26 protein-coding genes, 1 tRNA gene and 1 pseudogene are annotated in these 25,258 nt (G+C 47.1%); 18 read left to right on the forward strand and 10 right to left on the reverse strand.

The features are described from left to right. Nucleotides 1-31 precede the first annotated feature (31 nt). From polA to ACUUHJ_RS07690, 5 genes are all read left to right on the forward strand, one after another. Entirely contained in the window at nt 32-2,680 is a 2,649-nt protein-coding gene (polA, locus tag ACUUHJ_RS07670; RefSeq protein WP_472298583.1) for a DNA polymerase I, read from the forward strand. A gap of 48 nt (nt 2,681-2,728) precedes the next feature. Then, nucleotides 2,729-3,556, forward strand: a complete 828-nt coding sequence (mutM, locus tag ACUUHJ_RS07675) for a DNA-formamidopyrimidine glycosylase (protein WP_289676738.1) — start codon at nt 2,729-2,731, stop codon at nt 3,554-3,556. 21 nt (nt 3,557-3,577) lie between these two features. Continuing rightward, on the forward strand, nt 3,578-4,186 hold the full coding sequence (coaE, locus tag ACUUHJ_RS07680) for a dephospho-CoA kinase (RefSeq protein WP_012685133.1): 609 nt from the start codon (nt 3,578-3,580) through the stop codon (nt 4,184-4,186). Then, on the forward strand, nt 4,183-4,746 hold the full coding sequence (locus tag ACUUHJ_RS07685; RefSeq protein WP_289676739.1) for a lytic transglycosylase domain-containing protein: 564 nt from the start codon (nt 4,183-4,185) through the stop codon (nt 4,744-4,746). The genes coaE and ACUUHJ_RS07685 overlap by 4 nt, the downstream gene beginning before the upstream one ends. A 173-nt stretch (nt 4,747-4,919) precedes the next feature. Then, nucleotides 4,920-5,966, forward strand: a complete 1,047-nt coding sequence (locus ACUUHJ_RS07690; protein WP_472298584.1) for a glyceraldehyde-3-phosphate dehydrogenase — start codon at nt 4,920-4,922, stop codon at nt 5,964-5,966. 62 nt (nt 5,967-6,028) lie between these two features. Here ACUUHJ_RS07690 and ACUUHJ_RS07695 read toward each other — a convergent pair whose 3' ends face one another. After that, entirely contained in the window at nt 6,029-7,162 is a 1,134-nt protein-coding gene (locus ACUUHJ_RS07695) for an HD-GYP domain-containing protein (protein WP_289676740.1), read from the reverse strand. Nucleotides 7,163-7,299: 137 nt separating this feature from the next. Here ACUUHJ_RS07695 and nrdR point away from each other — a divergent pair, with 137 nt between their 5' ends. The 3 genes from nrdR to dnaI all read left to right on the forward strand — a co-directional run bounded on the left by nrdR (nt 7,300) and on the right by dnaI (nt 10,318). Further along, the gene (nrdR, locus tag ACUUHJ_RS07700; protein ID WP_007717214.1) at nt 7,300-7,779 is read left to right on the forward strand and encodes a transcriptional regulator NrdR; all 480 of its coding nucleotides are present in this window, start codon (nt 7,300-7,302) and stop codon (nt 7,777-7,779) included. 151 nt (nt 7,780-7,930) lie between these two features. Further along, complete coding sequence (locus ACUUHJ_RS07705; protein ID WP_289676741.1) at nt 7,931-9,370, forward strand: replication initiation and membrane attachment family protein; 1,440 nt, start codon at nt 7,931-7,933, stop codon at nt 9,368-9,370. A 15-nt stretch (nt 9,371-9,385) separates the two neighbouring features. Further along, complete coding sequence (gene dnaI / locus ACUUHJ_RS07710; RefSeq protein ID WP_012685139.1) at nt 9,386-10,318, forward strand: primosomal protein DnaI; 933 nt, start codon at nt 9,386-9,388, stop codon at nt 10,316-10,318. Here dnaI and ACUUHJ_RS07715 read toward each other — a convergent pair. Next, nucleotides 10,295-10,936, reverse strand: coding sequence for a YdcF family protein (locus ACUUHJ_RS07715; RefSeq protein ID WP_472298585.1), 642 nt, complete (start codon nt 10,934-10,936; stop codon nt 10,295-10,297). The two genes, dnaI and ACUUHJ_RS07715, sit on opposite strands and share 24 nt — an antisense overlap. Before the next feature lie 180 nt (nt 10,937-11,116). Between ACUUHJ_RS07715 and ACUUHJ_RS07720 the strand changes: the two genes are divergently transcribed. Beyond that, complete coding sequence (locus ACUUHJ_RS07720) at nt 11,117-13,708, forward strand: Ig-like domain-containing protein (protein ID WP_472298586.1); 2,592 nt, start codon at nt 11,117-11,119, stop codon at nt 13,706-13,708. A 171-nt stretch (nt 13,709-13,879) separates the two neighbouring features. After that, a tRNA-Ala gene (locus ACUUHJ_RS07725) sits at nt 13,880-13,955 on the forward strand. A 207-nt stretch (nt 13,956-14,162) separates the two neighbouring features. Here ACUUHJ_RS07725 and ACUUHJ_RS07730 read toward each other — a convergent pair. Further along, nucleotides 14,163-14,906, reverse strand: a complete 744-nt coding sequence (locus tag ACUUHJ_RS07730) for a LytR/AlgR family response regulator transcription factor (RefSeq protein ID WP_472298587.1) — start codon at nt 14,904-14,906, stop codon at nt 14,163-14,165. Then, a complete protein-coding gene (locus ACUUHJ_RS07735; RefSeq protein ID WP_472298588.1) occupies nt 14,878-16,593 on the reverse strand; it encodes a LytS/YhcK type 5TM receptor domain-containing protein in 1,716 nt (571 codons plus the stop codon). Before ACUUHJ_RS07735 ends, ACUUHJ_RS07730 begins: the two co-directional genes overlap by 29 nt. Before the next feature lie 255 nt (nt 16,594-16,848). On the opposite strand from ACUUHJ_RS07735, the gene ACUUHJ_RS07740 reads away from it, so the two are divergent. From ACUUHJ_RS07740 to ACUUHJ_RS07755, 4 genes are all read left to right on the forward strand, one after another. Beyond that, nucleotides 16,849-18,162: an MFS transporter gene (locus ACUUHJ_RS07740; RefSeq protein ID WP_472298589.1), complete on the forward strand. Its 1,314-nt coding sequence runs from the start codon at nt 16,849-16,851 to the stop codon at nt 18,160-18,162. A gap of 132 nt (nt 18,163-18,294) precedes the next feature. Next, nucleotides 18,295-18,903: a TetR/AcrR family transcriptional regulator gene (locus tag ACUUHJ_RS07745; RefSeq protein WP_472298590.1), complete on the forward strand. Its 609-nt coding sequence runs from the start codon at nt 18,295-18,297 to the stop codon at nt 18,901-18,903. A 6-nt stretch (nt 18,904-18,909) separates the two neighbouring features. Next, nucleotides 18,910-19,356: a hypothetical protein gene (locus ACUUHJ_RS07750; RefSeq protein ID WP_472298591.1), complete on the forward strand. Its 447-nt coding sequence runs from the start codon at nt 18,910-18,912 to the stop codon at nt 19,354-19,356. Nucleotides 19,357-19,682: 326 nt separating this feature from the next. Beyond that, entirely contained in the window at nt 19,683-19,901 is a 219-nt protein-coding gene (locus tag ACUUHJ_RS07755; protein WP_472298592.1) for a BRO-N domain-containing protein, read from the forward strand. A gap of 114 nt (nt 19,902-20,015) precedes the next feature. Here the strand turns inward: ACUUHJ_RS07755 and ACUUHJ_RS07760 are convergent, their stop codons facing one another. Further along, nucleotides 20,016-20,321 (reverse strand): NIPSNAP family protein, encoded by a 306-nt coding sequence (locus ACUUHJ_RS07760; RefSeq protein ID WP_173608843.1) that lies wholly within the window; start codon nt 20,319-20,321, stop codon nt 20,016-20,018. Between the two features lie 99 nt (nt 20,322-20,420). Then, entirely contained in the window at nt 20,421-20,660 is a 240-nt protein-coding gene (locus ACUUHJ_RS07765; protein ID WP_087344785.1) for a hypothetical protein, read from the reverse strand. Nucleotides 20,661-20,910: 250 nt separating this feature from the next. Between ACUUHJ_RS07765 and ACUUHJ_RS07770 the strand changes: the two genes are divergently transcribed. Beyond that, entirely contained in the window at nt 20,911-21,333 is a 423-nt protein-coding gene (locus tag ACUUHJ_RS07770; protein ID WP_472298593.1) for a hypothetical protein, read from the forward strand. Nucleotides 21,334-21,393: 60 nt separating this feature from the next. Beyond that, complete coding sequence (locus tag ACUUHJ_RS07775; RefSeq protein ID WP_472298594.1) at nt 21,394-21,633, forward strand: BC1872 family protein; 240 nt, start codon at nt 21,394-21,396, stop codon at nt 21,631-21,633. Between the two features lie 75 nt (nt 21,634-21,708). On the opposite strand, the gene ACUUHJ_RS07780 is transcribed toward ACUUHJ_RS07775, so the two are convergent. Next, complete coding sequence (locus ACUUHJ_RS07780) at nt 21,709-22,026, reverse strand: hypothetical protein (RefSeq protein ID WP_007717182.1); 318 nt, start codon at nt 22,024-22,026, stop codon at nt 21,709-21,711. Between the two features lie 323 nt (nt 22,027-22,349). Then, a complete protein-coding gene (locus ACUUHJ_RS07785) occupies nt 22,350-22,649 on the reverse strand; it encodes a hypothetical protein (RefSeq protein ID WP_087344793.1) in 300 nt (99 codons plus the stop codon). 315 nt (nt 22,650-22,964) lie between these two features. Between ACUUHJ_RS07785 and ACUUHJ_RS07790 the strand changes: the two genes are divergently transcribed. After that, nucleotides 22,965-23,204, forward strand: coding sequence for a hypothetical protein (locus ACUUHJ_RS07790; protein ID WP_472298595.1), 240 nt, complete (start codon nt 22,965-22,967; stop codon nt 23,202-23,204). A 431-nt stretch (nt 23,205-23,635) separates the two neighbouring features. Here the strand turns inward: ACUUHJ_RS07790 and ACUUHJ_RS07795 are convergent, their stop codons facing one another. After that, nucleotides 23,636-24,010, reverse strand: coding sequence for a DUF2500 domain-containing protein (locus tag ACUUHJ_RS07795; protein WP_472298596.1), 375 nt, complete (start codon nt 24,008-24,010; stop codon nt 23,636-23,638). A 307-nt stretch (nt 24,011-24,317) separates the two neighbouring features. Here ACUUHJ_RS07795 and ACUUHJ_RS07800 point away from each other — a divergent pair. After that, a pseudogene (locus ACUUHJ_RS07800) lies at nt 24,318-24,527 on the forward strand (terminase B); the annotation flags it as partial. A gap of 31 nt (nt 24,528-24,558) precedes the next feature. Here the strand turns inward: ACUUHJ_RS07800 and ACUUHJ_RS07805 are convergent. Further along, nucleotides 24,559-25,089 carry an ECF transporter S component gene (locus ACUUHJ_RS07805; RefSeq protein WP_472298597.1) on the reverse strand — a complete coding sequence of 177 codons (531 nt, stop codon included), beginning with the start codon at nt 25,087-25,089 and terminating at the stop codon, nt 24,559-24,561. Nucleotides 25,090-25,258: the final 169 nt, after the last annotated feature.

Here is a 25,258-nt window from a genome sequence, read left to right on the forward strand (position 1 = left end):
AGTAGTTTTGTAACGAGAGGGGTCGAATTCCTTGAGTCATTTTGTGTTGATTGATGGAAACAGTGTTGCGAACCGGGCGTTTTATGCGCTCCCTTTGTTGTCCACATCGGCAGGACTGCATACGAACGCAGTGCTGGGCTTTACGACTATGCTGTTAAAAGTGTTGGAGGAAATGAAGCCGACGCATATCATGGTTGCTTTTGACGCGGGAAAAGTCGTGTTTCGCCATAGCGAGTATGCCGAGTACAAAGGGGGACGCAGCAAAACTCCGCCGGAGCTGTCTGAACAGTTTCCACTGATTCGGGAGCTGTTGGATGCCTTCTCAATCAAACGCTTCGAGCTGGAAGGCTATGAGGCGGATGACATTATCGGTACGTTGACGAAGCAGGCAGATGAGCAAGCTTGGAAAACGACTGTCATTACCGGAGACAAAGATATGCTACAGCTGGTGTCTGAGCATGTATCCGTTGCTTTGACGCGCAAGGGAGTTAGCGAAATCGAGCTGTACACTCCGGAAGAAATTCACGAAAAGTACGGCCTTAAGCCGCTGCAAATAATTGATCTAAAGGGCTTGATGGGTGATTCGTCCGACAACATTCCAGGTGTTCCTGGTGTCGGGGAAAAAACAGCGCTGAAGCTGCTACACGAATACGGTTCTGTTGAGCAAGTACTGGAAAACATCGATAAAGTATCAGGTAAAAAGCTGCAAGAGAACCTACGTGAGAATGTAGACAAGGCGAATATGAGTAAAGCCTTGGCAACCATTTTGCGTGAAGCGCCTGTGGAGCTGGATGTACAAGAGACTGGCTTTGAAGGCTATGATGGCCTACCTGTCAGCGAGTTCTTTAAAAAGATGGAGTTCAAATCGCTCTTGTCCAAGATCAAAGTGACACAGCCAGCAGATGGAAGCGGACAAGCAGACGCCAAGCCATTTTCATTTGAGATGATTTCAGAGGAAAACAAAGCGGCGTACGAATCCAAGCTGACTTCGCCAATGGCTCTTTACATCGAAATGGACGGGGAAAACTATCATCATGCGCCTTTCCTCGGGATTGGATTGGCTGCGGAAGATACGGTGATGTTCGTGCCGTGGGACGTAGCCAAGGAATGGAAGGTGCTCTGTGAGTGGCTGGCTGATCCGGCAAAGGAAAAGTGGGTATTTGATGGCAAGCGAGATACGGTTGGACTCGCTTGGCATGATTTTGCGATAAAAGGCATTAGCTTTGATGTGTACCTCGCCTCTTACCTGCTGAATGCGGCTGAGAGCAACCCGACCTTGGATAGCATTGCGGCACAATACGCACAGACACGGGTATTGTCAGATGAAGAGGTGTACGGCAAGGGTGCCAAGCGTCTTGTTCCTGAAATGGACGTGCTGAGCGAGCATGTGGCACATAAAGCGGCAGCCATCTGGCAGAGCGTGCCTGTCTTGCGCGAGCAGCTGGCGGAAAACGAAATGGAAAAGCTGCTCGGCGAATTGGAAGCACCACTGAGTATGGTATTGGCTCTCATGGAAAAGCAAGGCGTGAAGGTAAACAGTGAGCGTCTCGTTCAAATGGGGGAAGACTTGGATAAAAAGCTCGCGGGTCTGACAGATCAGATTTACGAGCTGGCGGGTGGGACATTCAACATCAACTCGCCGAAGCAATTGGGTGAAATTTTGTTTGACCGCTTGTCTCTGCCTGTATTGAAAAAGACCAAAACCGGGCCTTCTACCAGTGCGGATGTATTGGAGAAGCTCGCCCCGTATCATCCGATCATCGATGCGATCCTGACCTTCCGTCAGCTCGGCAAGCTCCGTTCGACGTATATTGAAGGTTTGACCAAGGAAATCCATACGAAGACGAGTAAGGTGCATACGCTTTACAACCAAGCGACTACGGCGACAGGACGCCTGTCCAGTACAGACCCGAATCTGCAAAATATCCCGATCCGCATGGAAGAAGGACGCAAGATTCGCGAGGCGTTTATCCCATCAGAGGATGGCTGGTACATGCTGGCGGCTGACTATTCCCAGATTGAGTTGCGGATTTTGGCCCATATTTCGCAAGACGAAAACTTGATTGACGCCTTCCAAAAAGGAATGGATATTCATACCCGCACCGCGATGGACGTATTTGGTGTAAGTGAGGAAGAAGTGACCTCGCTGATGCGCCGTCAGGCAAAAGCGGTCAACTTCGGGATCGTATACGGCATCAGCGACTACGGTCTGTCGCAAAACCTCAATATTACCCGCAAAGAAGCCGGGGACTTCATTGAGCGTTACTTTGATGTCTTCTCCGGTGTGAAGCGCTGGATGGATGAGATCGTTCAGCAGGCGAAGGGGGATGGCTACGTGACGACCTTGTTGAATCGCCGCCGCTACCTGCCTGATATTCGCAGCAGCAACTTTAACCTGCGTTCGTTTGCCGAGCGTACCGCGATGAACACGCCGATCCAAGGGACTGCTGCCGATGTGATCAAGCTCGCGATGATTCGCATGCAGGAAGCGCTCGAGGAGAAAGGTCTCGCTAGCCGCATGCTTTTGCAGGTGCACGATGAGCTTGTATTTGAAGTGCCAGAAAACGAGCTTGAGGTCATGCGCAAGCTGGTACCAGAAGTGATGGAGAGTGCGCTGTCCATCAACGTGCCGCTCAAGGTGGACGTCAGTGACGGACGTACCTGGTACGATGCGAAGTAGGCATGCCTAGAACATAAGGATCGATAGACAGCGAGAGGAGGAGGGCATATGCCAGAATTGCCGGAGGTAGAAACCGTCGTACGGACTTTGCGTGGCTTGGTTATGGGAAAAACGATCGAGAGAGTAAGTGTTCATTTGGCGCGTATTGTACGCCAGCCAGATGACGTGGAAGCTTTCAAATCTCTCTTGGTGGGACAAACCATCCAGGATATCCAACGGCGGGCAAAATTCATTCAGTTTTTCTTAAACGAGGACGTGCTCGTGTCCCATCTGCGAATGGAAGGGCGCTATGGCGTGTATCAGGCGGATGATCCCGTAGAGAAGCATACCCATGTCGTCTTCCATTTTACGGACGGAACGGAGCTGCGTTATCGGGATGTTCGCCAGTTCGGGACGATGGATCTGTTCCCTAAGGGGAAGGAAACAACCGTCGGACCTTTGGCAAAACTGGGGGTAGAACCGCTAGATAAGAGTTTTACCCCTGAAGTTTTGGGGAAATTGTTAAAAGGACGGTCAACAAAAATTAAGCCGCTTCTCCTAAACCAGGAATGTATTGTAGGGCTGGGGAATATTTATGTGGACGAGTCACTCTTTAAAGCAGGCATTCATCCGGAGAAACCAGCAGGAAAGCTGACAGATAAAGAAGTTATTCGACTGCACGAAAGCATCGTCTCCACTTTGCACGAAGCGGTAGAACAAGGTGGTAGCTCCATCAAGTCGTATGTGAACGGACAGGGCGAGATGGGAATGTTCCAGCAATCTCTATTAGTGTATGGACGAAAAGATGAGGCGTGTACGAAGTGCGGAGCCGAAATCATTCGGTTTGTAGTCGGCGGCAGAGGGACACATATTTGCCCGAACTGCCAAAAGTTATAACAGTTCGACCAAGGGAGGAGGATGGGCATGATACTAGGGTTAACAGGCGGAATTGCCACTGGGAAAAGCACGGTGACAGGTATGCTTCGAGAGCGTGGAATTCCTGTCATTGACGCTGACCAAATCGCCAGAGAGGTCGTAGAACCAGGTAAACTGGCCTATGAAGCGATCGTGCGCCATTTTGGAAGAGAAATCCTATTGGAAGATGGTCAAATTGATCGGAAAAAACTAGGAGAGATCGTGTTTTCGGACGAGTCCGAGCGTCAAAAGCTGAACGCCATCGTCCATCCCGAGGTACGCCGCGTCATGCGGGAAGAGGCCGAATCAGCGGAAGCGAATGGAGCCGAGATCGTCTTTATGGACATTCCTCTGCTGTATGAGAGCAAGCTTACGCATATGGTAGAAAAAATCGTGGTCGTCTATGCCCCCTACGAGATGCAATTAGCGAGAATGCTGGAGCGCGACGAATTGGAAGAAGAACAAGCACGAAAAAGACTGCGGGCACAGTTTCCCATTGATCAGAAGAAGCAGGGCGCAGACTTTTTGATCGATAATTCTGGTTCGCGTGAAGAAACCGAGCGTCAAGTGGAGGCTGTATTAGCCGCGATTCGATCGGAGCGTCAATCATGAGTTTTGGCAAACGTGCAGCATGGATTCTGCTCGTTTTGGCGAGTGTATTTTTGCTGCTAAACACGCCAGTGGTGTGGAAATGGATGTACCCGATCAAATATGAGCAACAGATTGTGACGGCTGCACTGAAATATAAGGTGGACCCTCATTTGGTATTGGCTATCATTCGTTCCGAGAGTGGATTTGCGACAGATCGCGTTTCGAAAAAAGGTGCGGTCGGGCTCATGCAACTCATGCCGGAAACAGCGCAATGGATTGTCAATGAGGCAGGCTTCCGTCCAAAGGACAGTCAATATTTGTACGACCCTGTCATGAACATCGAGATTGGGACATGGTATCTCGATTTTTTGCTGTCCCGCTATGATGGCGATATCGTCAAAGTCATTGCCGCCTACAACGCTGGTCCGGGAAAAGTAAATGGATGGCTCGCGAGTGAGCAATGGGACGGAACTCGAGACACGGTTGAGGACATTCCATATGGGGAGACCCGTCAATATGTCCAGCGAGTGCTCTATTATCATGATCGTTACAAAAATATATACGACTTTCAATTACGTTAAAAATCATGAAAGCCGCTTCTCTTACGGGTTAGAGAGCGGCTTTTTCTCTTTTTTTGGGTAGGGTAAATCGTCCAAATATTTATTTTTCAGTAAAACACATTGATAATTGTGTCATACTTATTATAATAAAAGTATCAGATAAGCGTAACTCAATTCGAAAGGGGTTTCTATATATGACAATTAAAATCGGTATTAATGGTTTCGGACGTATTGGCCGAATGGTATTCCGCCGCGCTATCCAGGACCCCAACATTGAAATCGTTGCAATCAACGCCAGCTATCCAGCGGAGACGCTTGCACATTTGTTGAAATATGACACGATCCACGGACGCCTGCAAAATAAAGTGGAAGTCCAAGACAACAAGATTATCGTAGATGGAAAAGCAACAGTTGTACTGTCTGACCGTGATCCGCTAAAGCTGCCTTGGGGTGACCTCGGAGTAGAGATCGTTGTAGAAGCTACAGGTAAGTTCAACAATCGAGAAGGCGCTGGCAAGCACCTGCAAAGCGGTGCGAAAAAAGTTGTGATTACAGCACCAGCGAAAGAAGAAGACGTGACAATCGTTATGGGTGTAAACGAAGGCACCTACGACCACGCCAATCACCACATTATCTCCAATGCTTCCTGCACAACCAACTGTCTCGCACCTGTGGCAAAAGTGCTCAACGATTCATTCGGTATCGAACAAGGTCTCATGACTACCATTCACTCGTTCACAAACGATCAGGTGAATCTCGACAATCCGCATAAAGACCTGCGTCGTGCACGTGCAGCTAGCGAGTCCATCATTCCAACGACGACAGGAGCTGCTCGTGCAGTAGGAATCGTTTTGCCAGAATTGAATGGCAAGCTGAACGGTTTTTCCTTGCGTGTACCGACTCCAAACGTTTCTGTAGTAGACTTGGTGGTCAATACGAAGAAGCCAGTTACACTGGACGAAGTAAACCGCGTCCTGCGTGAAGCGAGCGAAGGCAGCATGAAAGGCTACCTCGAGTTCTGCGACGAGCCGCTCGTATCCAGCGATTTCAATGGCAACGATCACTCCTCGATCATCGACGGTCTGTCTACGATGGTAATGGGAGACAATCAAGTCAAAGTCATTGCTTGGTACGATAATGAGTGGGGCTACTCCTGCCGTGTCGTAGACTTGGTTCGCCACGTATCCGAGCAGCACAATCAAGCTGCAAAAAAAGAAGCTGCTGCTGTTGGTGTAAAATAAGTAGTATATACAAAACCCCTTTGCCGATATTTCGAGCAAAGGGGTTTTTCGTTGCTTCGTATTTACGATGAGGTAGGAGAATCTTCTAATGAGTTCACGTTAAATAGATCATCATCTTCAAAGCTGACAATAAACAGCCGGATGTTCGTCTTGAGATCGAGGTCAAAAGGGCTAGGGACGTCGTTTCCTCGGCCGTCTTTTATCACGCGAACAGTAGGACGATGCGAATAATCCGGATCAACCCGACTTACTACCCCGACTTCTCCGGTATTCAAAACGACGCTGCTCCCAATCGGGAAGATAGCAATGTGCTTGATAAAGGCATTTACGAGATGATGCTCGAACAGCGTACCGCCAGAGCCTAGCAGGTACTCGATAGCATCCTGTGGCATATACCGCTTGCGCCATGGACGTGGGGAAGTCAATGAATCATAAATATCACAGAGACCGACAATTTGCGCGAATTCGTGTATTTGCTTGCCGGATAATCCCTGTGGATAGCCGCTTCCATTTAGCCGTTCATGGTGTTGCAAGCAGACGTGTGCTGACAAAAGTGAAATGTCATGCTGCTTTCTCAACAAATTAAATCCAAGCATCGTATGCTGTTTGGCAATTTCTCTCTCTTCTTCCGTCCAGCGCTCTGTTTTTTGCAACATCTCGTCAGGCAGGCTCACTTTGCCGATATCGTGCAGCATGGCCCCTACCCCAAGGTTTATGAGCTGAGTGCGATTGTAGCCCAGAGACATACCCACAGCAGTCGCCAGCACGGCAACATTCACGGAGTGATGGTATAGGGATGGTGAATGAGAAGAGATCGTCGTCAAATGTCCAACCATTTGCTTGTTTTGCATCAGGTCGTCCAAAATTGAACTAAAGGCGCGCTGAAAATGAAGGCCCATTTCTTTTAAAGAAATTTTCCGGGCCAGCTTGTTTGAGTTTGTAATTTGTTTGATCGTCTTCTCGATGGCTTCCACAGCTACCTGTCTGGTTTGTGGGCGAATCACTTCTTCTACGACGATGTCATTAGTAAGGGGATCATCGATATACACCGAATCAACCTTAGCTCGCTCTAATCCGGAAATGAGTCGTTCCGTTAATTCCATCCCGGTTCCAAGCAGCACCTTTCCATCTTCTGTGAAGACTGTACGCCCTAATTTCATTCCAGGCTGTAGTTGTTTTAAAGATACTAAACGCATGACTATCCCTCCAACAGTACCATAATTGTACTCCATTCGACTTATCCTTTAAATAGGTACAAGGATTGACTTGACTTCTGACAGGAATATGAGGGACACTGTAGACAAGTATTGTCAGTATTGGAGTTGATTCTGATATGCGTTGTCCATTTTGCGAATATAATGGGACTAGAGTCCTGGATTCACGTCCTTTCAATCATAATAAATCCATTCGTCGCCGCCGTGAGTGCGAAGCCTGCGAGCGCCGTTTTACTACCTTTGAAATGGTGGAAGAAACACCTTTGTTAATTGTGAAAAAGGACGGAACTCGCGAGGAATTCAGTCGAGACAAGATATTGCGCGGGTTGGTGCGTGCTTGCGAAAAGCGTCCGGTACCGTTGGAAGTGCTTGAAAATGTAGTAAATGACATTGAAAAAGAATTGCGCAGCTGCGGGCAAGCAGAGATCCAGAGCAATGATGTTGGGGAGAAGGTCATGGAGCGTTTATACCATGTTGATGAGGTCGCCTATGTGCGCTTCGCCTCTGTATACCGTCAATTCAAAGATATCAATGTATTTATGAAAGAGCTGGAGGAGCTATTGGCTCAAGCACGAAACAGCTCGTTTCCGAAAGAATAGATAAGCTTTTTCTGCCAGACTGGCAGCTTCTTTCTCGCTCTTGCGGCCAATCCGCCAGGGCTTCTTTGGTTTTCCAACTCATTTTTCCGCGAATGAATGGGTTGTCATGCTATAATAAAAGAATCGAATTTTGTCAGGAAGGAAAGATCTGATGCGTCGTTTAGTTTGGAACGAGTTGTTGCCGAAGGATCGTTATCTGGTGCGGATGGCAAGACCGATTGGCTTTGCCGAAATGGGCTTTGTTACGCAACTATACTTGCCGATCATCGGTGTCGAATCGTACTCTCTCTACCAACTGCTCGTTCATGGCGTGCAGGAGGTGAGCGGAGCCTCTTCGGAGGGGACCCATCGCAGTTTGATGCTGACGACTTCACTTTCTCTGGATCGGCTATTGGATGCGCGTGAACGTCTGGAGGCAATCGGGCTAGTTGAGGTGCGCCGCAGGGAAAATCAGCAGCGTGACTATTATTACGAGTATTTGATCAAACCGCCGCTTAGTCCGGCTGAGTTTTTTGCAGACTATGTACTGTCGTTGATGTTGTTAAACAAAATCGAAAACGTTCGCTTTTCGCAACTGCGCCAGCATTATGCAGACACACTTGGCAGTCAGTTGGATCAAGAATACTCCATTGTGGAAAACGTCACGAAAGACTTTCACGATGTGTTCCAGTCGTTGAAACCATCGGAGCTGGAAGTGAAAAAAGGATCGGAGCGGGATCAGTTTTTAACCGAGATGGACACCAGCTTCCCGCAAGCGCCGATGAAATCTGGCTACGAGGCACAGGTCAACCATTCGCTGAGTGTATCGTCCTTGCGCCTGTACTTGCCGGATAATGCCGACTCGGTCAAAGTGTTGGAAGGCAAGAGCATGGAGCTGTTGTTCTCGCTGTGCCATTTCTATCAGCTGGACAGCTGGGGGATGGGGCAGGAGCTGCGTGATTGGACGCTGTACAAATCGGATCGGAGTTTGGACGGAGAAGTTTTGCGCAAGCGTTTGGTACAACGTTACACGGAAGACAAGCTGTACCGAACTACGCCTGCAACTGACCCGACAGAGGATGGATGGGGACCCGGTCGCTTGCCTGAGCCTGGAAGCGAAGCCTTTATTCGTGCTTGTCGCCAGCTATCTCCGGTGACCCTGTTGGAAAAGGTCGTTGGTGGCAGAATCAGCAAGGTGTTTTTGGAACGGGCTGAAACACTTGTATTTGCGGATGGGATGCAGCCGGATGTCGTCAATGCGCTGCTGCTCCATACGCTAGCCAGCATGCAAATGGAGCTGCCAAAAGCGTACATGGAGACGATTCGTGACAGCTGGAAAGCGAAGCGGATTGCGACAGTGGACGAGGCAGTCAAGCAGATTCTCGAACGTGCGGATCAACGGGCACAAACAGCCGAGAAGGCAAAAACGAGCAAGAAGGAATCGGCTCCGGTCAGACGCAACGGTAGAGCCATCTTGCAGGACAAGCTGCCGGCATCTGTCGAGTGGCAGCTGTCGCAGGAGAAAACCACATCGGACGCTGAAAAGAAACAGTCCATTCAGGATTTTCCAGACTTGCAGAAAAGACTGGAAACCTTGCGAAAACGGAAATAAGGAGTGTGAGGGAACGTGGAGTCTATCAGTGAGTTTATGCAAGAGCTCGCCAAACGAACACCGCGTCAGTTACTGACACCAGACCAGCAGTTAGATAAAATGTTCCGTTCGTCAGCGTATTTAAAAGCATTTCAACAAGAGCACCCCGCATTGACCAGGGACGATTACCTTCGCTCGCTCTCCAATATCTATACGGCAGTCAAGGAGCAGTATTGGTGTGAGCGTTGCCCGGGTCTTGGCGAATGCCCGAATTTGGTCAAAGGGCATAGCACTCATTTGGAGCTCGCTCACCAGCATATTATCAGCTCGATGACGCCCTGTTCCAAGCAACTGTCGCACGAGGAAGAGATTCGCCGCCGTCGGCTGATGCGCAGCTACTATGTTTCCGAAGAGACCTTGAACGCGAGCTTTGAAGGCTTGGTCATTGACTCCGGGAATTTGGCTACCGTAGATGCCGCGATTCAGTTCTGTGAAAAAGTCGGAACAGGCGAGCGGGTAAAAGGACTTTACTTGCACGGTCCGTTTGGTGTTGGAAAAAGCTACATCATGGGAGCAATCGGTCGCGAGCTCTCGGAGCGAAACGTCGCTTCCTTGCTGGTTTATGTGCCAGACTTTATTCGGGAGATGAAGGACTCTATCTCGGATCAATCGTACGCAGGGAAGCTGGAGCTGCTGAAAGAAGTACCTGTACTGATCCTCGATGATATCGGCGCGGAGAACTTGACGCCATGGGTTCGCGACGAGATTTTGGGGGTTATACTGAATCAGCGGGCAAACAACCATTTGCCTACGCTGTTTACTTCAAACTACGCGCTGAATGAACTGCAAGAGCATATGTCTATCTCCAACGGAAATCGGATCGAACAAACAAAAGCGGCTCGCATCATGGAGCGAATCCGCCATTTTGTCGATGTGTATGAAATTTTACGCGAGAACCACCGTTCCTAGCACTTGTGTAAAGAGGCGAGAGAGCTCCCAATACGTGAGGGCGAGTACTTCTCTCGCCTTATGATACGGTCCAAACAGGACGTGTGACGTCGTTCCTACAGGCGAGGCGACAATTCCCAGTGAATCAGCCATGACCATGGCACGGGCCAAATGGTAGTCGTGGCTGATGATCAGGGCGTCTTGAATATGATGTTCCTCCAAGACCTGCTGGCCGTACAGCAGGTTTTCGTATGTGCTGGTAGACTTGCTTTCTAGCAAAATGTCCTCTTGGGGAATTCCTTTGGCCACCAAGTAATTTCTGCTTACAGCAGCTTCCGTAATCGTTTTGCCTTCACCAAGGCCGCCAGTGACCAACAGCTTCGATACATAACCTTCTTTATACAGGATCGCCGCCTGCTCCAGACGCTCGCGCAGACCAGGACTAGGTCCCTCACCCCAGACAGCTGCACCGAGGACAATGCCGACGGTTGCGTGGCGTGCGTTGGCCTTCTCAATCGTCTGTTCGATGCGGTACCAGTTGTATCCCGTCCATAGTAGACCGAGAAGGATGACAAGCTCCAACATGATCCATATCCTGCGCCAGTAAGGACGCTGTGCGTTTATCGTTCGATTTTTCATTCTTCGAAATCTCCCTCGTAGTCTCTCTCTATTTAGACGTTTGAAATAAGGTCTAGTTACAAGGTTTGACATATGCCTGACACGAAAAACTAGTAAATTCTTTCTTGCACTTTGCCGATATAGTAATGGTGGAATGGTTTCGAAGAACAGCAAATTTCATACTTGCGAGGGAGGCTAGCAATGTTCTGGAAAAAAACGATGCTCTTGTTTCTGGCCGTCTTTCTATTAGTGGGGACTGGAAACGCAGGGGTAGGATTGGCTGCCGATGAAATCAGCCGACTCGTTCTGTCCAAGAACGAGGTAACACTGGAAAACGGAGATTCTACTAACCTGACGGCTACCGCTATTTATGTGAGCGGAAAAACGGAAGACGTCACTGTCAAGACAGAATGGACGACACAGGATGCGAATATCGCTACTGTTTATGCCGGACAGATCACAGCCAAATCGGTAGGGAAATCTACCATTACAGCTACTTACATGGGTAAGCCTGTCGTAGTGGGTGTGACTGTAACCAAAAAGGTAAAGGCACTGACGACAGAAGATCAAACGTTGAACGTAAGGATCGGCAACACAGCAAACGTAAAGCTGACCGCTGTATACAGCGATGGGACAACAGAAGACGTAACGACTCAAGCAGACTGGTCCATCGATAATCCTACGATTGCGACAGTAGTAAATGGAGCAATCAAAGGTCTGAATTCAGGATCAGGTACAGTGACAGCAAAATTCGGTAGCCAGTCGACAACGATCTCTGTAAACGTCGAGATCGCCCACAGACTGGAGCCAAACAAAAACCAGGTTTCACTCTTGCTGAACGGCGAAGAAACAATCAAGCTCAAGGCCATTTTCCCGGATGGAAGTGTAACGGAAGACGTTTCGGACAAGGCTGAATGGTCTTCAGACAATACCGCTGTAGCCGATGCGCTCAAGGGCACGATCAAGGCTTATGGCGCGGGTACAGCAACCATTACGGCGAAGTATGGAACAAAAACAGCGACGATCAAAGTCGATGTGGATACAACGCAAAAGCTGGAACTCAACAAGCAAAACATTTTCATGAATGTAGGCAAGGAAGAAGACATCGAGCTGAAGGCAACCTATGCCAATAATGGCGGTTCCACAGTAGTGAATGATAAGGCCGAATGGTCCTCGGATCGCGAGGATGTTGCTTACTACAGCAACGGAAAAATCCATGCGGTGAAGTCCGGTGAAGCGGTGATTACTGCGAAATACGGAAACAAATCCGTTCAGGTACGCGTAGATGTAGAAGTACCCCGTTCCTTGTATATCAATCCTGCTTTCTTGACGATGAAAAGCGGGGATAAAAAAGACGTAATTGTAAACGCGTCCTTTGCAAACGGTACAAGTGAAGATGTCACTTCAAAAGTAGAGTGGTCTTCGGATAATGCAGATGTCGTATTTGCAAATGGCAAGACCGTATCCGCGTACAAGGCTGGAACAGCGAATGTAACGGCTAAATACGGCGGAAAAACAGCGACACTGGTTGTCGATGTAGATGTACCGCAAAACTTGACCGCAGATATCACGACAGTAGCAATCCCAGTGGGTGGCGCGAAGCAAGTAACGGTAAAGGCTGCGTATCCAAGTGGAGGCTCTGCTGAAGATGTCACACAAAAAGTCGTTTGGTCATCGAGTGCACCTAATGTAGCAAGCGTGCGTCAAGGCTTGATCACTGGTGTGTCCACAGGTTCAGCGACCGTGACCGCTACATACGGAACACGCACAGTGAACATTTCCGTATCCGTTGGCGTCATGCAGACATTGACCGTAGACAAGAAAAAGATCGTGCTCGCCAATGGCAAGTCCGAAACGGTTAAGCTGACAGCAGCTTACGCAGATGGAACGAACAAGGATGTAACAGATACAGCGACATGGAGCACAGCTTCTGCTGCTGTAGCAGAAGTAATGAACGGAAAGATCACGGCGACAGGAGCAGGGAAAACGACCGTAACAGGTACCTTTGATGGCAAGTCGGTTTCAATTGCTGTAGAAGTAGACCAAGCGACGAATCTCTCTGTTGATCCTCGCATGCTGATCTTGAACGTCAATGAATCAAAAGACATCAAGCTGAGCGCAACAAACTCTGCTGGCAATTCGGACAATGTGACCAAAGATGCTGAATGGTCCTCGTCCTCGCTGAAAGTAGCGGATGTGGTAAACGGTCGCGTAACAGGTCTCTCAAACGGACGTGCGACGATCACCGCGAAATATGGCGGCAAATCGATCAGCATCCCGGTAGAAGTCGGAATCGTGAGCAAGCTGGAAGCAGACAAGCGCTTTGTATCTACGAAGTCAAACAGCAATGTACAAGTAACCTTGACAGCTACCTTCTCCGATGGCCGCACCATGGATGTTACCAATCTGGCTGACTGGAAGACGAGCAACTACAAGGTAGCTGACGTAACCAAAGGCCTCGTTTCAGGACGTGCCTTCGGAAAAGCGACGATTATAGCGAAATACAACGACAAGAGCGTCTCCATCCCAGTCGATGTCGATACGTTGAAATACTTGAAGACAGATGTTGTTCAGCTCGTGATGAGCAAAGGCGAAGTGAAACAAGTGAAAGCCATTGCGACGTACATGGATGGCTCTGAGCAAGATGTCTCCAAGCCAGCTCTCTGGACCACTTCTCGCCTGTTGGTAGCCGATGTGAAAGACGGCGTCATCAAGGCGACAGGGTCGGGGAAAGCGACGATTTATGTGCAGTATGGTGGGAAGAAGACTCCGATTGTGGTAACGGTGAGATAGTGGGTTCGTAGGGAAAAGAGGAAAGCCAACCGGGTGGGATCGGTTGGCTTTTTTTGTTGAGTTTTTTCAGCAGGGGCGGGGATTTATCTGATTTTTTCGCTTGCAGTGTACGGCGGGCGTATGCTATACTGATTTCACTGAGGCGGTAAACGCTGGAAGTACCATACATATGGGGCATTAGCTCAGCTGGGAGAGCGCTACACTGGCAGTGTAGAGGTCAGCGGTTCGATCCCGCTATGCTCCACCATATAAGTAACTACGGAAACGGCAGAGATGCCGTTTTTTCTTTTTGTATCTTTTGTATAACAAATCCCCTAGTCAGTTGGAGGTTTCGGATACCGTTATAGCTTTGAGTATCCATCTCTGGAAATCGAATATACGCTGCTTCTATGAAAAACGGAGCGAAAAGATACTCTCTCCCCGCTCCATCCAGCAATCTTCTTCCCCCAAAAACTCACAAATTCATCAACCCCCGAAACGCTTTCATCCTCCCCCTACTAACAGGAATATCCGTCTGACTATCATCATTCATCTTAATCAAATACGTATGATTAAACCACGGAATAATCTCTTTAATATGCTTCACATTCAAAATATAGTTCCGATGACTTCTAAAGAAAGAGCGAGACCGATTCAAAATCTCCTCCAGCTCATTTAAGGACAAATCACACTTGTCGATACTCTCTTTTGTCGCCACATATAGATCTTTCTCACGCACAAACGCAAAGTAAATCTGCCCCACAGGGATCGGGATGATCTTGTTGGTCTTCCGGATGCAGACATGCTCTTCCATCGGGAGAACTGCCGCAGCGCGGTCATTCATGGCCGCTCGCTTCCTCAGTGTCCGCACTTTTTGGATCACATCGTCCAATTTCGATTCCATGATCGGTTTGGTCAAATAGCCCACAGCCAGCGTAGAAAAAGCCTCCAGAGCGTGTTCATGATAGGCAGTCGAAAAAACGATCAATGGGGGATTGGACATCTGATTCAAAGTTTTGGCAAATTCAAGCCCATTCATCCCGGGCATCTGAATATCGAGCATAAGCAAATCAGGCTCGGAATTGATCATATGAGGCAATGCTTCCAGTGGATTGGTATAGATTGCGTCCACCTGGATATCAATATACTTTTTCAGCAAATATTCTAATTCGGAACAAATGGCTGGCTCGTCATCGATGATGATCGTTTTCAGGAGCATCTGGATGCACTTCCTTTTCAAATGCGGATAACGGAGCGACAAAGGATACGACTGTTCCCAAACCAGGCTTGCTTTGAATCGTGAGGCCGTATTTTTTGCCATATATGGATTGCAGCCGTGAATGGACATTGATAAGGCCGATGCCTTTCGATTGGCTGTTCCAGATTTCGGCCAAACGCTCTTCACTGATTCCAACGCCATTGTCTTCAATGCTGATTTTCACTTCATGGTCGTACGGTTTCACTCGAATCGTGAGCAGACAATCGCTAACTTTTGGGGAAAGTCCATGGTGAATGGCATTTTCCACGATCGGCTGCAAAGTCAGGACAGGCAATTTGCACTCCAGCAGGGTTTCGTCGATCTCCATGTTCACCTTTAAACGGTTGCTAAATCGGACCTTCTCGATTTCCAAATACGACTTGATTCCGTCTAGTTCTTCCTGCAAGCTGTGATGATTTCCCTTGCTTTTCAAATTGCGCCTGAAGATGTCGCTTAAATGACCGATTAAGCTTCTCGCTTGATCAGGGTCTGTACGACAGTAGGACATAATCGTCCCCAAGGTGTTGAACAGAAAATGCGGGTTGATTTGTGCTTGCAGGGCGCTCACTTCAGCTTGCTTTCGCATTTTCGCTTGATGCTCGATCTCCGCTAGTTCAATTTGGACCGACAGCAGCTTGGCCAAGCCGTCCACTAGCTTCTCGTTGGTCTGGGACGTCTTGGAGGAAGAGGTCTTATAGTAGAATTGCAACGTCCCGATTTTCTGGTTTTGATGATACAACGATGCGGCGCTGATCGATTTTAGGCGAGGTGGACGCGGAAGAGCAAAATCTTTGTCGCGCCATACCCCTGTAGGGTGGGTCAAAACAGCCTCCGCTACTTGTGCACACAGCGTCTCTTTCTGCACATGATTCTCCAGTTCATGGCCTTTTGCGCTGAGCAGCTTTTCGCGGTTGGTAATGGCAACTGCATCCACCTTGGCCATTTCACGGATCAGTTCAGCGGTTTTTTTCGCAGAATATTCATTTAGCCCCGTCCGCAGATGAGGCAACGTCTGACTGGCAATCGACAAGGCAAGGTTTGCCCCCAATGCGCCGGACTGGTCTTGCATCATTTTGAGATTTTGGAAAACGCGCGTGAAGAGCAGCAGACCTGCAATGGTCATAATGGTGGTCGGGATCGCGATTTTTACTTCCAGTTCGAGTGCCGCTGAAAAAGGTTTGGCCATGAGCAGCACCATGACTTTTTGAATGAGCTCGGCTGTAACGCCAATCAGTACGATATGCTGCCATTTCAGACGCAGCATATTCATTTTCGTACTGACGATTCCGGCCAAGTAGCCGTTCATTACGGTCGAGATGGCACAGGCGAATGCGGTAAATCCACCGATCGAATAGCGATGAATACCTCCTATTAGGCCGGCCAAAAAACCGACGACTGGCCCTCCGAGCAACCCGCCAGCGACGGCACCGACAATGCGCGTATTGGCGAGTGCGTCATTGACCCGTAGCCCATTCTCCGTTCCGATTACTGACAGGAACCCGAACAGCGTTGAGAGGATCACGATCCGCATCCAGTTGTTTTTCCCGTACATGATGTTCCGAAAGTAATCTAATTGGCCGATGATAAGGGCGATGACTGCAATTACAGAGATGTCTTCAAGCAGTCCCAGAAGCATAGTGATTGTCATAACAGCCCTCCCTATGGAAAAGGGTAGCCCGAACTGGTCGAAAAATCAATGTAACTCAACTGGGTTTTTCGGCAGCTCGGATGCCGTTTTTGCACATCCGGAAGTATTCGATAGATTCTAGCAAAACAAACAACTTAGAATAAAAACAGTTCTTCGAGAATCCATCCGGGTAAATATGTAACCCCTTTCAAAGGATTGTTTGATTTGTAAGCGGTTAAACGATGGATTCGGGTCAATCACAAGGAGGGGACAGCAATGAGTCAATCGAGTGATCGTGAAAATACGCGGCGCATCACAAGCAACATTTTTAAAGGTTCACTAGGGAATCTGATTGAATGGTACGACTGGTATGTCTATGCAGCTTTTGCAGTGTATTTCTCGTCTCAATTTTTTCCAAAGGGCGACGCTACCAGCCAGTTGCTGAATACTGCCGCTGTTTTTGCTATCGGATTTTTAATGAGACCGATCGGGAGCTTGCTCCTGGGCCGATACGCTGACCGTCATGGGCGCCGTGCTGCGCTGACGCTGTCTGTTACCATCATGGCGGGTGGTTCTCTGGTGATTGCCGTAACACCAAACTATGAAACGATCGGCGTGTTTGCGCCTATCATTCTCGTTCTTGCCCGCCTGCTCCAAGGTCTCTCGCTTGGCGGGGAATACGGAACATCTGCAACGTACTTGTCCGAGATGGCTTCCAGTGGTCGCCGAGGGTTCTATTCTAGCTTCCAGTACGTCACGCTGATCAGTGGACAATTGCTGGCACTGGGTGTGCAAATTATCTTGCAGCAAATACTCACGGAAGAAGCGATGATGGCATGGGGCTGGCGAATTCCATTCATCATTGGAGCCTTTGGCGCAGTAGCCGTGTTGTGGCTGCGCCGCAGTATGGACGAATCGGAGCAGTATACCAAAATGGAGTCGAAAAACAAGGAGAAGGCGGGTACGCTTCGAGAGCTGATGAAGCATCCGAAGGCGGTGCTGGCAGTCGTCGGTCTTACACTCGGGGGAACCATTGCCTTTAACACCTACACGACCTATTTGCAAAAATTCATGGTGATTACGGTAGGAATGCCGAAAGATGTAGTTAGCTGGATTAACTTTACCGCATTGCTCGTATTCGTCGTCTTGCAACCACTTGCTGGTATGCTGTCCGACCGAATTGGACGGCGCCCGCTGTTGATTGGTTTCGGTATTCTTGGAACATTGTGGACCGTACCGATGTTTATGCTCCTGGAACAAACCACTAGCCCATATGTTGCTTTCCTGCTGATGCTGTCTGGTCTTATCATTGTTACTGGTTATACGTCCATCAATGCGATCGTGAAAGCCGAGATGTTTCCTACCGCCATTCGCGCTCTGGGTGTAGGCTTTCCATACGGGGTGACCGTCGCGATTTTTGGGGGAACAGCGGAGTTCATCGCGCTATGGTTCAAAAGCATCGGGAACGAGTCTCTCTTCTATTACTATGTAGCAGCTTGTATTGCCATAAGCCTTCTCGTTTACTGGCGTATGGACGAGTCTTCGAAAAACTCTAAGATCGAAGCTGAGCTGAACACTGCAAAGGACTAGATGGAAGAATAGAGGGGCAACGAAAAACGGCAGAGATGCCGTTTTTTTGCATTACCGAACTGTATAAGATTGCATTTCAAAACTCCTGCTTTTATAATGAGTAAAAACTCACTCGAAAAACGAGGTCCCCCAATGCCCCGCACTAAAGAACAATACGAACAAATGCGCAACGCGACAAAGCAGAAAATACAATCAGCAGCCATGCAGTTATTCGTTCAAAAAGGATTCGGGTCGACGAATGTCCAGGACATTGCGGATACGGCTGGCATCAGCATCGGGCTTTTGTATCGGCATTACAAATCGAAAGAAACCTTGTTTGACGACCTGGTGGATTACGCACTTGCAGGCTTGAAGAAAAACATCGATTTCTTCGAGTCAGCTATTTCACCCAAACAAGCATTGGATCAGTTTGTGAAAGAAATTCACAGCGACATGACGACAGGCGAAGAGTTTGCGAATTTGCTGATATTGATGGCTCAATCGTTTCTAGCGGGGGGAGGAACAAGCGAAAAACAAACCGAGGTAGCTCGCCTTAGCGACAAGTTGTTTCACGCCACAGCCCAGCTTGTCAAAAAAGGTCAGGCGCTCGGCGAATTCCGATCAGGGGACCCAGATGAAATGGTCGTATTTTTCTATTCGACACTACACGGGTTAGCTATGATGAAAATGATGCGAAAAAACCACTTCACGATGCCTTCATCCTCTATCCTCACTTCTTTTCTATACAAGGAAGGAGAATAACCGTACATGTTTACAGTGATCAGGGCGGATCAAGTAGAATTCGATGCAAGAGAGCAAATGTCTCAGATTTTTGCGGAGGGATTCACGCAGTGGCTTGGCTTTTTTTTCAATGACAAGCTAACCATTGCAAGAGCTTTTGCTCACATGTTCGTTTTGAATCAATTTTATGTAGCGGTAACGGAGGATCGCAAAGTTGCTGGTATGGCTGCATGCACGGATGGCACTGTCTCTTCGGTCGAATTTGAAGCTACTCTGGCTGATCCTTCTCCCGTGAAATGCTCAATCGATTTCGTCGGAGCCGCTCCCGAATCCAGAGGGCAGGGGGCGGCAATGATGGTTCTCCGTCATATGATGGAAAATACCCCGTATGAACAATTTCTCATCGAAGAAGTAGCAGATACGAAATATTCCCGCTATGAAGCTATACCAGAAATTAGGGTTCCAAGTATATAGCCGGAAGCCTGTCCTTTTAAAGAGAGCTCAAAAAATTGGAATCAATCATTTTATATCGTTGAAATACGAAAAATCGCTCAAGGGATAGATGATCCTCTGAGCGATTTTTCGTATTTCCGCGCCGATCTCGTACGAACGCAAAAAAGAAAGCCACTCTTACGCGGACAGAAGGTTTTCCCTTCTCTTTTAGAGCCTCCTAAACGGCCTGCAGGGGCTTTCCAGTCACGGGAATCACCGGGCTTGTTACGGGATGACCCGAAACTGATGGGAATGCTGGATCGCATGAGAAGTTCAAGGACAACGGGAAGTTAGGGGAGGAATATACAATGCAGGCACTTCAAAACGTTTTTAACTATCAAGATAAACAGATTCGAGTAGTGGTAAAGGATGGAGAACCTTGGTTTGTAGCCCGTGGCGTTTGCGCTGTCCTTGAGATTGTAAACAGTAGAGACGCAGTTGCTCGACTTGACGAGGAGGAGAAGGGTAGCTTTGGCGAAATGGCGCACATCAACAGAAGTTATCTGGATCAATCCAGTGGCAGCTGATCAAGTGGGGCAGCAGACAATCTTCTCGCTGCCCGGCATATAGCGGATGGATACTAAATGCTCATTATATAAAAAAGCCCATCCTATCCAAGGATGGACAACGTTGAAGGAAAATTATTCAAACACCGGACGCAAGAAACTTCGCTCGTAACTGATGATGCACTTTGTCTGCTCTGCGAGTGAGAAGGCAAGTTGGCAATCTTCATCGACCAGTATTCTCTTTCGATAATCCTCATATTCTGCCAAACTAGGAAAACTAAATAAGGCATAAGCAATATTATTAGCACCTTCATGAGGAAGGAAATAGCCATGATGATGTCCGCCAAACTTGTTGACAAGAGGTATCCACATCTTTGCATATTCTTCAAAAACACTTACCTGATATGGATCAATAACATATTTCAAGTAACAAGTGACCATTTTTCCACTCCCTAATGGTTTTTCCTAAATCTTACTGTACATCAGTATTAGAAACAAGAAGGGATATGGTTTTACAAGCTGTGTATTTAAAAAGGACTTTTAATAAAAGTCTCGTGGATTTGAATCACATTCTATTTTTAAAGGCTTAAACCAATTTTTCAGGAATGTTCGTGTATCTGAGACTGTGATAGCAACATCGCCTTTTTGAATATCGATGTATAGGCTATAGCCTCCATCAGATTTAGACTCAATTGGAATCAAGTCAATGAATTCGTTAAAATCTTTTACTGCTTCGGTGACTCTATCCATTTGTGGTTTTGTTACATCACTTACAATCATCAAAAACTGTCTCTTCAACAATACACCCCATTGTTTTTATTTTCATTATATCACAGTAATGAAAACCGGGTGGGAAACGACAAGTTGGCAACTGCAATTACAACGGATGCACCGAAAAGGCTACGACGAAAGGAACGGTGTTCACGAAGAAGGGCAAGAGCGATAGACTGGCACCTGTAACCGTCAACGCTTGCGACAAACATAAGAAACTACCGAGTTTCTTTCCAAACAAAAATCAGGGGCGAAAGATATGTTTCCTAGAGCTAGCGCGGAAGATGCAATAAAGGGTTGGAGATTACCTCCCGCTATGCTGGAAGAAGTCAGGATCAAGATGTGGGCTGCTGGTTGGCGACCTACCCGAAAGGAAATCGAAGACATTTTATTAGCTGTAGAAAGTACGATGATGGCTAATGAAAGGGAGATCAAATTGCCGAAGAAATACGCAGTTCAAAACAAGGAGAGTAAGTCGTTTCTGAAGCATAACGGGAACTACAATCCGTGCGCCTATCCGTATGATGATGTGGAGAGTATCGAGGAAGCTACTCATTGGAGCGACTTCAGGCACGTTTCGTATGTAGCTAGGTGGTACGCCGACAGCTTTTACAAGTGGCAGATTGTAGATGTGGACACAAGGGAAGTGTTGGAGCCGATGAAAATAGGGTTGGGTGGATAATGACAATGACCGAAAAACAAATCATAGAAACGCTGGCAACGAAGGTGATGGGATGGGAGCTTGGCAACAAAGGAAAAAGACTGGAACCCACTCCAAAACATAGCCGATGCGTGGCAAGTGTTGGAGAAGATCAAAGAACAAACGCACTTCTTTGTCCTTAGTTACGCCGAGGACAATGAAAAGTACGCTTGGCAAGCAGACTTTGATGATGTGTCTGTCCAGAAGATCGGCACTGGGATGACGGTACAAGAAGCGATCTGTAACACAGCACTGAAAGTGGTCACTTTAACAAAACGGTAATTGTAGAAAGTAGGAAATTCCCCAACTTGGTGAGAAAAATACCCCGGGATTAACCCGGGGGCCGTTGATGGTGGATTAGTTGATTTTCAACTGTTCCCAGGTAAACGAAACCGGATAAGAACCGTTTTCAAAGACTCCTACCTTTTGCCACATGTAGAACACCACTGTTTTATTTTGGTTATCGATCCCAATGTCGATTGTATACCTATAACCAGGAACTTCCCAGCGTTTGACTTCCTGATTGTTGGAATCAAATGCGACGACAACCAAAACAAGGTCATTCGATGAAGGGGTATACGACCAATACGTATACTCACCATACTTAACGATGACGTTTGCTTGGCTAATCGCAAGTCCAGCTGGTTGCAAAATTTGAGCAGGTCTGGCAATCAATTCATAGCTATTCTCGACTTATTCCCTACTAAATGTGAGGGTCTTCGTTCGAGCCTACACCGTGCAGGCGACTGTCATCGCACACGGCGTTCCATCAACGGATAAGAAAGAATGTTTTACAACGGGCAAATATAACGCTACGCCAATCAATCTAAATTGTCCGCTAACTAAAGTTATAACTTTCTGTGATTGTGTTATTAAAGAGCTGAGGTTAACAAAACACACGATTTGATAAATAGGGGCAGTTGCAGCGGGGGGGCGAGCCTTCAGTCTCGACGAAAAAATATCCCCCCGGGTCCAACCCGAGGGCTGTTGATGGATAATTAATTTTTAGAAATATCCAATACCATTTCTTGCGTGTGTTTTGAATCAACAGAAATGAAAAATTTATACGTTCCTGCAGAAGGCATTGTGTAAGATCCTAAGTCAAAAATGATTAACTGTCCTTTATCAAGAGTAACATTAGGAATCGTAATTACGGAGCCATTAATTTTATCAGCACCAATTTCATTGCGATCAGAAGCAATGTAATACAAATCGGTTGCATCTGGAGTGAAAACATCATTCAAATCAAAAGTTAGAGTCGCGTTTCTTAATGGCTGGGTGGCGAGAAATTTTGGCATAAGGTATTGGGAGGAGCCTTCAACGAAATGGTAGGGATATTGACCATTTAGATTGTCTTGCAAAGTGAATATTGGATCAGTATAGCTATTCTCGACTTATTCCCTTCTCTTCGTGAGGGTTTTCGTTCGAGCCTACACCGTGCGGGCGACTTTCATCGCACACGGCGTTCCATCAACGGATAAGAAGGATTTTTACAACGGGCAAAATAAGCGTACTACAAATATGTCAATATTTACAGATTTTGATTTCAACATGATGGATCCAAGTGATGAGGGATTAACAAAATAATCGATTTGTAAAGGAGAGGTTCGTGCATGACAGAAATCGTTTTAGAACTCGATGAAAACCAGCGCTTTTTGATTGAAGACCCTGATAGTGTCTCGGTGATTATGGTCGATCAGGTGACGATCCTTCCAGTAGCAAACCAGATCGTTTATAACGGATTCTCCTTCGATGTCGATTATGGAAAGATGGATTTCTCAAGAAGACGAAAAGTTCAGATGGTGTCGAATACCAAAGTTGGCGCAGCTTTTGGGGAAGAGGACTTAACTTAACATTACTTGTGTTTAGTCAGAAAAGATCCAGCGTTCTCCATAACTATAAATAAATTGCTCGTTCTCTGGTGTTTCTTTTATAGGTACACCTGATCTTGTCTGAGTTTGTTTATGTATTGCAAACGGCCCATTGACACCACGGTACCAGACAGTATATTCACTTCCGTTTTTTGTGTAGGTAACTTTAGAAAATTGATGCCCTGCCTCCAGCCTACGTCGCCCATTTTCGGAATAGACGGGGAACGGTGTTGAATCTAAGGAAACACTTTCGATACTAATTACAGCTCCACCCTTGGAACCAATGAACTCCCCTTGTTAGTATTACCCAAGTTTACGTCACAGGGAGTAATAGGTTTCACTGATTTAACAAAAGAGAAGTTGTGATGAGGGGGTATAGAAAGGAGACAGGAATGTAGAAAGACGACCCTATTTTACAAAGGTCGTCTGCTGAATTCCTTATATCTGGTGCCTTGATAAGTTAATATGCCTGTATCTCCTTCGACCAGTAAGCCATACTCACTACCTTTTACATGGAATTCTAGTCTTTCTCCATTGCTTAGTTCAAAAGTAAGGTAATAGTATGTTGATACACTAGTATCATTACCGCCACCTGAAGTTCTTGTGCGTTTACTAATTATTTTTGCAGGTTGAGTTAAGATTGGGGAGGCATTATTTGAGATCCAAATCCTGATACCATTTATGATCGCTCCTAAGATGAAAAGTACAATTATTCCAGCAATCACTATAAACCACCAGGGCGGACTAAAACCACTAGAGAAAGATGGTCCAAAGTCATTTGCGAACATTCTATTATCACTCCAATATTTCGTTTACATGTTATACGTGAAAGTATGGTTATTGTTTCCTTTTAAAGTAAAAAGTCAATTTTACATACTATTTCAGGAGTAAAAAAATCCACGCACTTTAAATGGAGCGTGGAAAAATAAAGACTAATTAATTTGAGGGTAACTTGTTTGTCATCTTGCCTAATATTTGATTTACATGAACCGGACCGATCACTCTGCTATCTAGATGATGAGCGAGATTCAGTGAAAGAGTGGGTTAATGGTATTCAAGAGATTGCAGCTCGGCGTCGAGGGAAGCTAACTGCAAATGAGTAGCGAGCCATATAATGTCGTACTAGACTTGCTAGAATTGTACTGGGATGATCCAGTTGCTTTCGTCGAGGATATGTTGGGTGTTGAACCAGACGATTGGTAACAAGAAGTATTGTATGCTCTAGCACAAAATCGCCTTGTATCAGTTAGATCTGGGCAAGGAGTAGGAAAGACGGCTTTGGAGTCATGGGCGATAATCTGGTTTTATGCTGCCCCCACGCGGTTCCCGATCTTTTTTAACCTTGTCCCACAATCTTCTTCAAGCGTCCTACCAGCGGGATGACAATAACCGCTGCTACAACCACCTGCAAAACGTTCCCCGGAATGGAGCCAAACGGCTGAATCCAGTTCCCGTAAAGAATAACCTCAACAAAGTAGTAGCCCACGATCTTAATCACCAATGCAGCGACAACTGCGAGTGCGTACACAAATACCCGATTGCCAGGCACCTTCTCGGCGATGAGACCAGCTACATAGCCCATTGCACCCACGATTACGAAGGTAAACGGTGCCCATGCTGTCCAACCGGAGATAAGGTCAAAGAGGCCCATACCAAAAGCTCCAGCGATAGCTCCTGTTTTTCTGCCATACACAAAGGCTGCGATTAAAAGAGGCACGTTACCGAGATGAATGAGGCCACCGTTACCCATGATCGGGAGTCTTAGATTGATAAACATGGTGGCTGCGAGAGTAAAAGCGATGAAGAGTGCGTTAATAACTAAGGTTTTCGTCTTTGTTGTTTTTCTTGGTGAAAAAGTAGAATCCATATGATAGCCTCTTTCTTTATTATTTTTACTATTATCATACTCACAATCAGCTACATAATAAATACACTTTGCACGATTTATTTGCCTAGGTAAATCATTCCAACGAAAGAGATGCGCTGGAGAAAGGCTAGGAAGCAGGTGCAGGACAGTGACAGCTTTGGATAAAATA

The organism is Brevibacillus schisleri, assembly GCF_055685845.1.

Coding starts and splice junctions, on each gene's coding strand:
- ACUUHJ_RS07740 (WP_472298589.1), top strand. CDS start 16,849: ATGAGTCAATCGAGTGATCGTGAAAATACGCGGCGCATCACAAGCAAC.
- ACUUHJ_RS07690 (WP_472298584.1), top strand. CDS start 4,920: ATGACAATTAAAATCGGTATTAATGGTTTCGGACGTATTGGCCGAATG.
- ACUUHJ_RS07745 (WP_472298590.1), top strand. CDS start 18,295: ATGCCCCGCACTAAAGAACAATACGAACAAATGCGCAACGCGACAAAG.
- ACUUHJ_RS07695 (WP_289676740.1), bottom strand. CDS start 7,162: ATGCGTTTAGTATCTTTAAAACAACTACAGCCTGGAATGAAATTAGGG.
- ACUUHJ_RS07765 (WP_087344785.1), bottom strand. CDS start 20,660: ATGATTGTAAGTGATGTAACAAAACCACAAATGGATAGAGTCACCGAA.
- ACUUHJ_RS07735 (WP_472298588.1), bottom strand. CDS start 16,593: ATGACAATCACTATGCTTCTGGGACTGCTTGAAGACATCTCTGTAATT.
- ACUUHJ_RS07715 (WP_472298585.1), bottom strand. CDS start 10,936: ATGAAAAATCGAACGATAAACGCACAGCGTCCTTACTGGCGCAGGATA.
- ACUUHJ_RS07795 (WP_472298596.1), bottom strand. CDS start 24,010: ATGTTCGCAAATGACTTTGGACCATCTTTCTCTAGTGGTTTTAGTCCG.
- ACUUHJ_RS07760 (WP_173608843.1), bottom strand. CDS start 20,321: ATGGTCACTTGTTACTTGAAATATGTTATTGATCCATATCAGGTAAGT.
- ACUUHJ_RS07720 (WP_472298586.1), top strand. CDS start 11,117: ATGTTCTGGAAAAAAACGATGCTCTTGTTTCTGGCCGTCTTTCTATTA.
- ACUUHJ_RS07805 (WP_472298597.1), bottom strand. CDS start 25,089: ATGGATTCTACTTTTTCACCAAGAAAAACAACAAAGACGAAAACCTTA.
- ACUUHJ_RS07790 (WP_472298595.1), top strand. CDS start 22,965: ATGACAGAAATCGTTTTAGAACTCGATGAAAACCAGCGCTTTTTGATT.
- ACUUHJ_RS07755 (WP_472298592.1), top strand. CDS start 19,683: ATGCAGGCACTTCAAAACGTTTTTAACTATCAAGATAAACAGATTCGA.
- nrdR (WP_007717214.1), top strand. CDS start 7,300: ATGCGTTGTCCATTTTGCGAATATAATGGGACTAGAGTCCTGGATTCA.
- mutM (WP_289676738.1), top strand. CDS start 2,729: ATGCCAGAATTGCCGGAGGTAGAAACCGTCGTACGGACTTTGCGTGGC.
- ACUUHJ_RS07705 (WP_289676741.1), top strand. CDS start 7,931: ATGCGTCGTTTAGTTTGGAACGAGTTGTTGCCGAAGGATCGTTATCTG.
- ACUUHJ_RS07750 (WP_472298591.1), top strand. CDS start 18,910: ATGTTTACAGTGATCAGGGCGGATCAAGTAGAATTCGATGCAAGAGAG.
- coaE (WP_012685133.1), top strand. CDS start 3,578: ATGGGCATGATACTAGGGTTAACAGGCGGAATTGCCACTGGGAAAAGC.
- ACUUHJ_RS07785 (WP_087344793.1), bottom strand. CDS start 22,649: ATGCCAAAATTTCTCGCCACCCAGCCATTAAGAAACGCGACTCTAACT.
- ACUUHJ_RS07730 (WP_472298587.1), bottom strand. CDS start 14,906: ATGCTCCTGAAAACGATCATCATCGATGACGAGCCAGCCATTTGTTCC.
- ACUUHJ_RS07685 (WP_289676739.1), top strand. CDS start 4,183: ATGAGTTTTGGCAAACGTGCAGCATGGATTCTGCTCGTTTTGGCGAGT.
- ACUUHJ_RS07770 (WP_472298593.1), top strand. CDS start 20,911: ATGTTTCCTAGAGCTAGCGCGGAAGATGCAATAAAGGGTTGGAGATTA.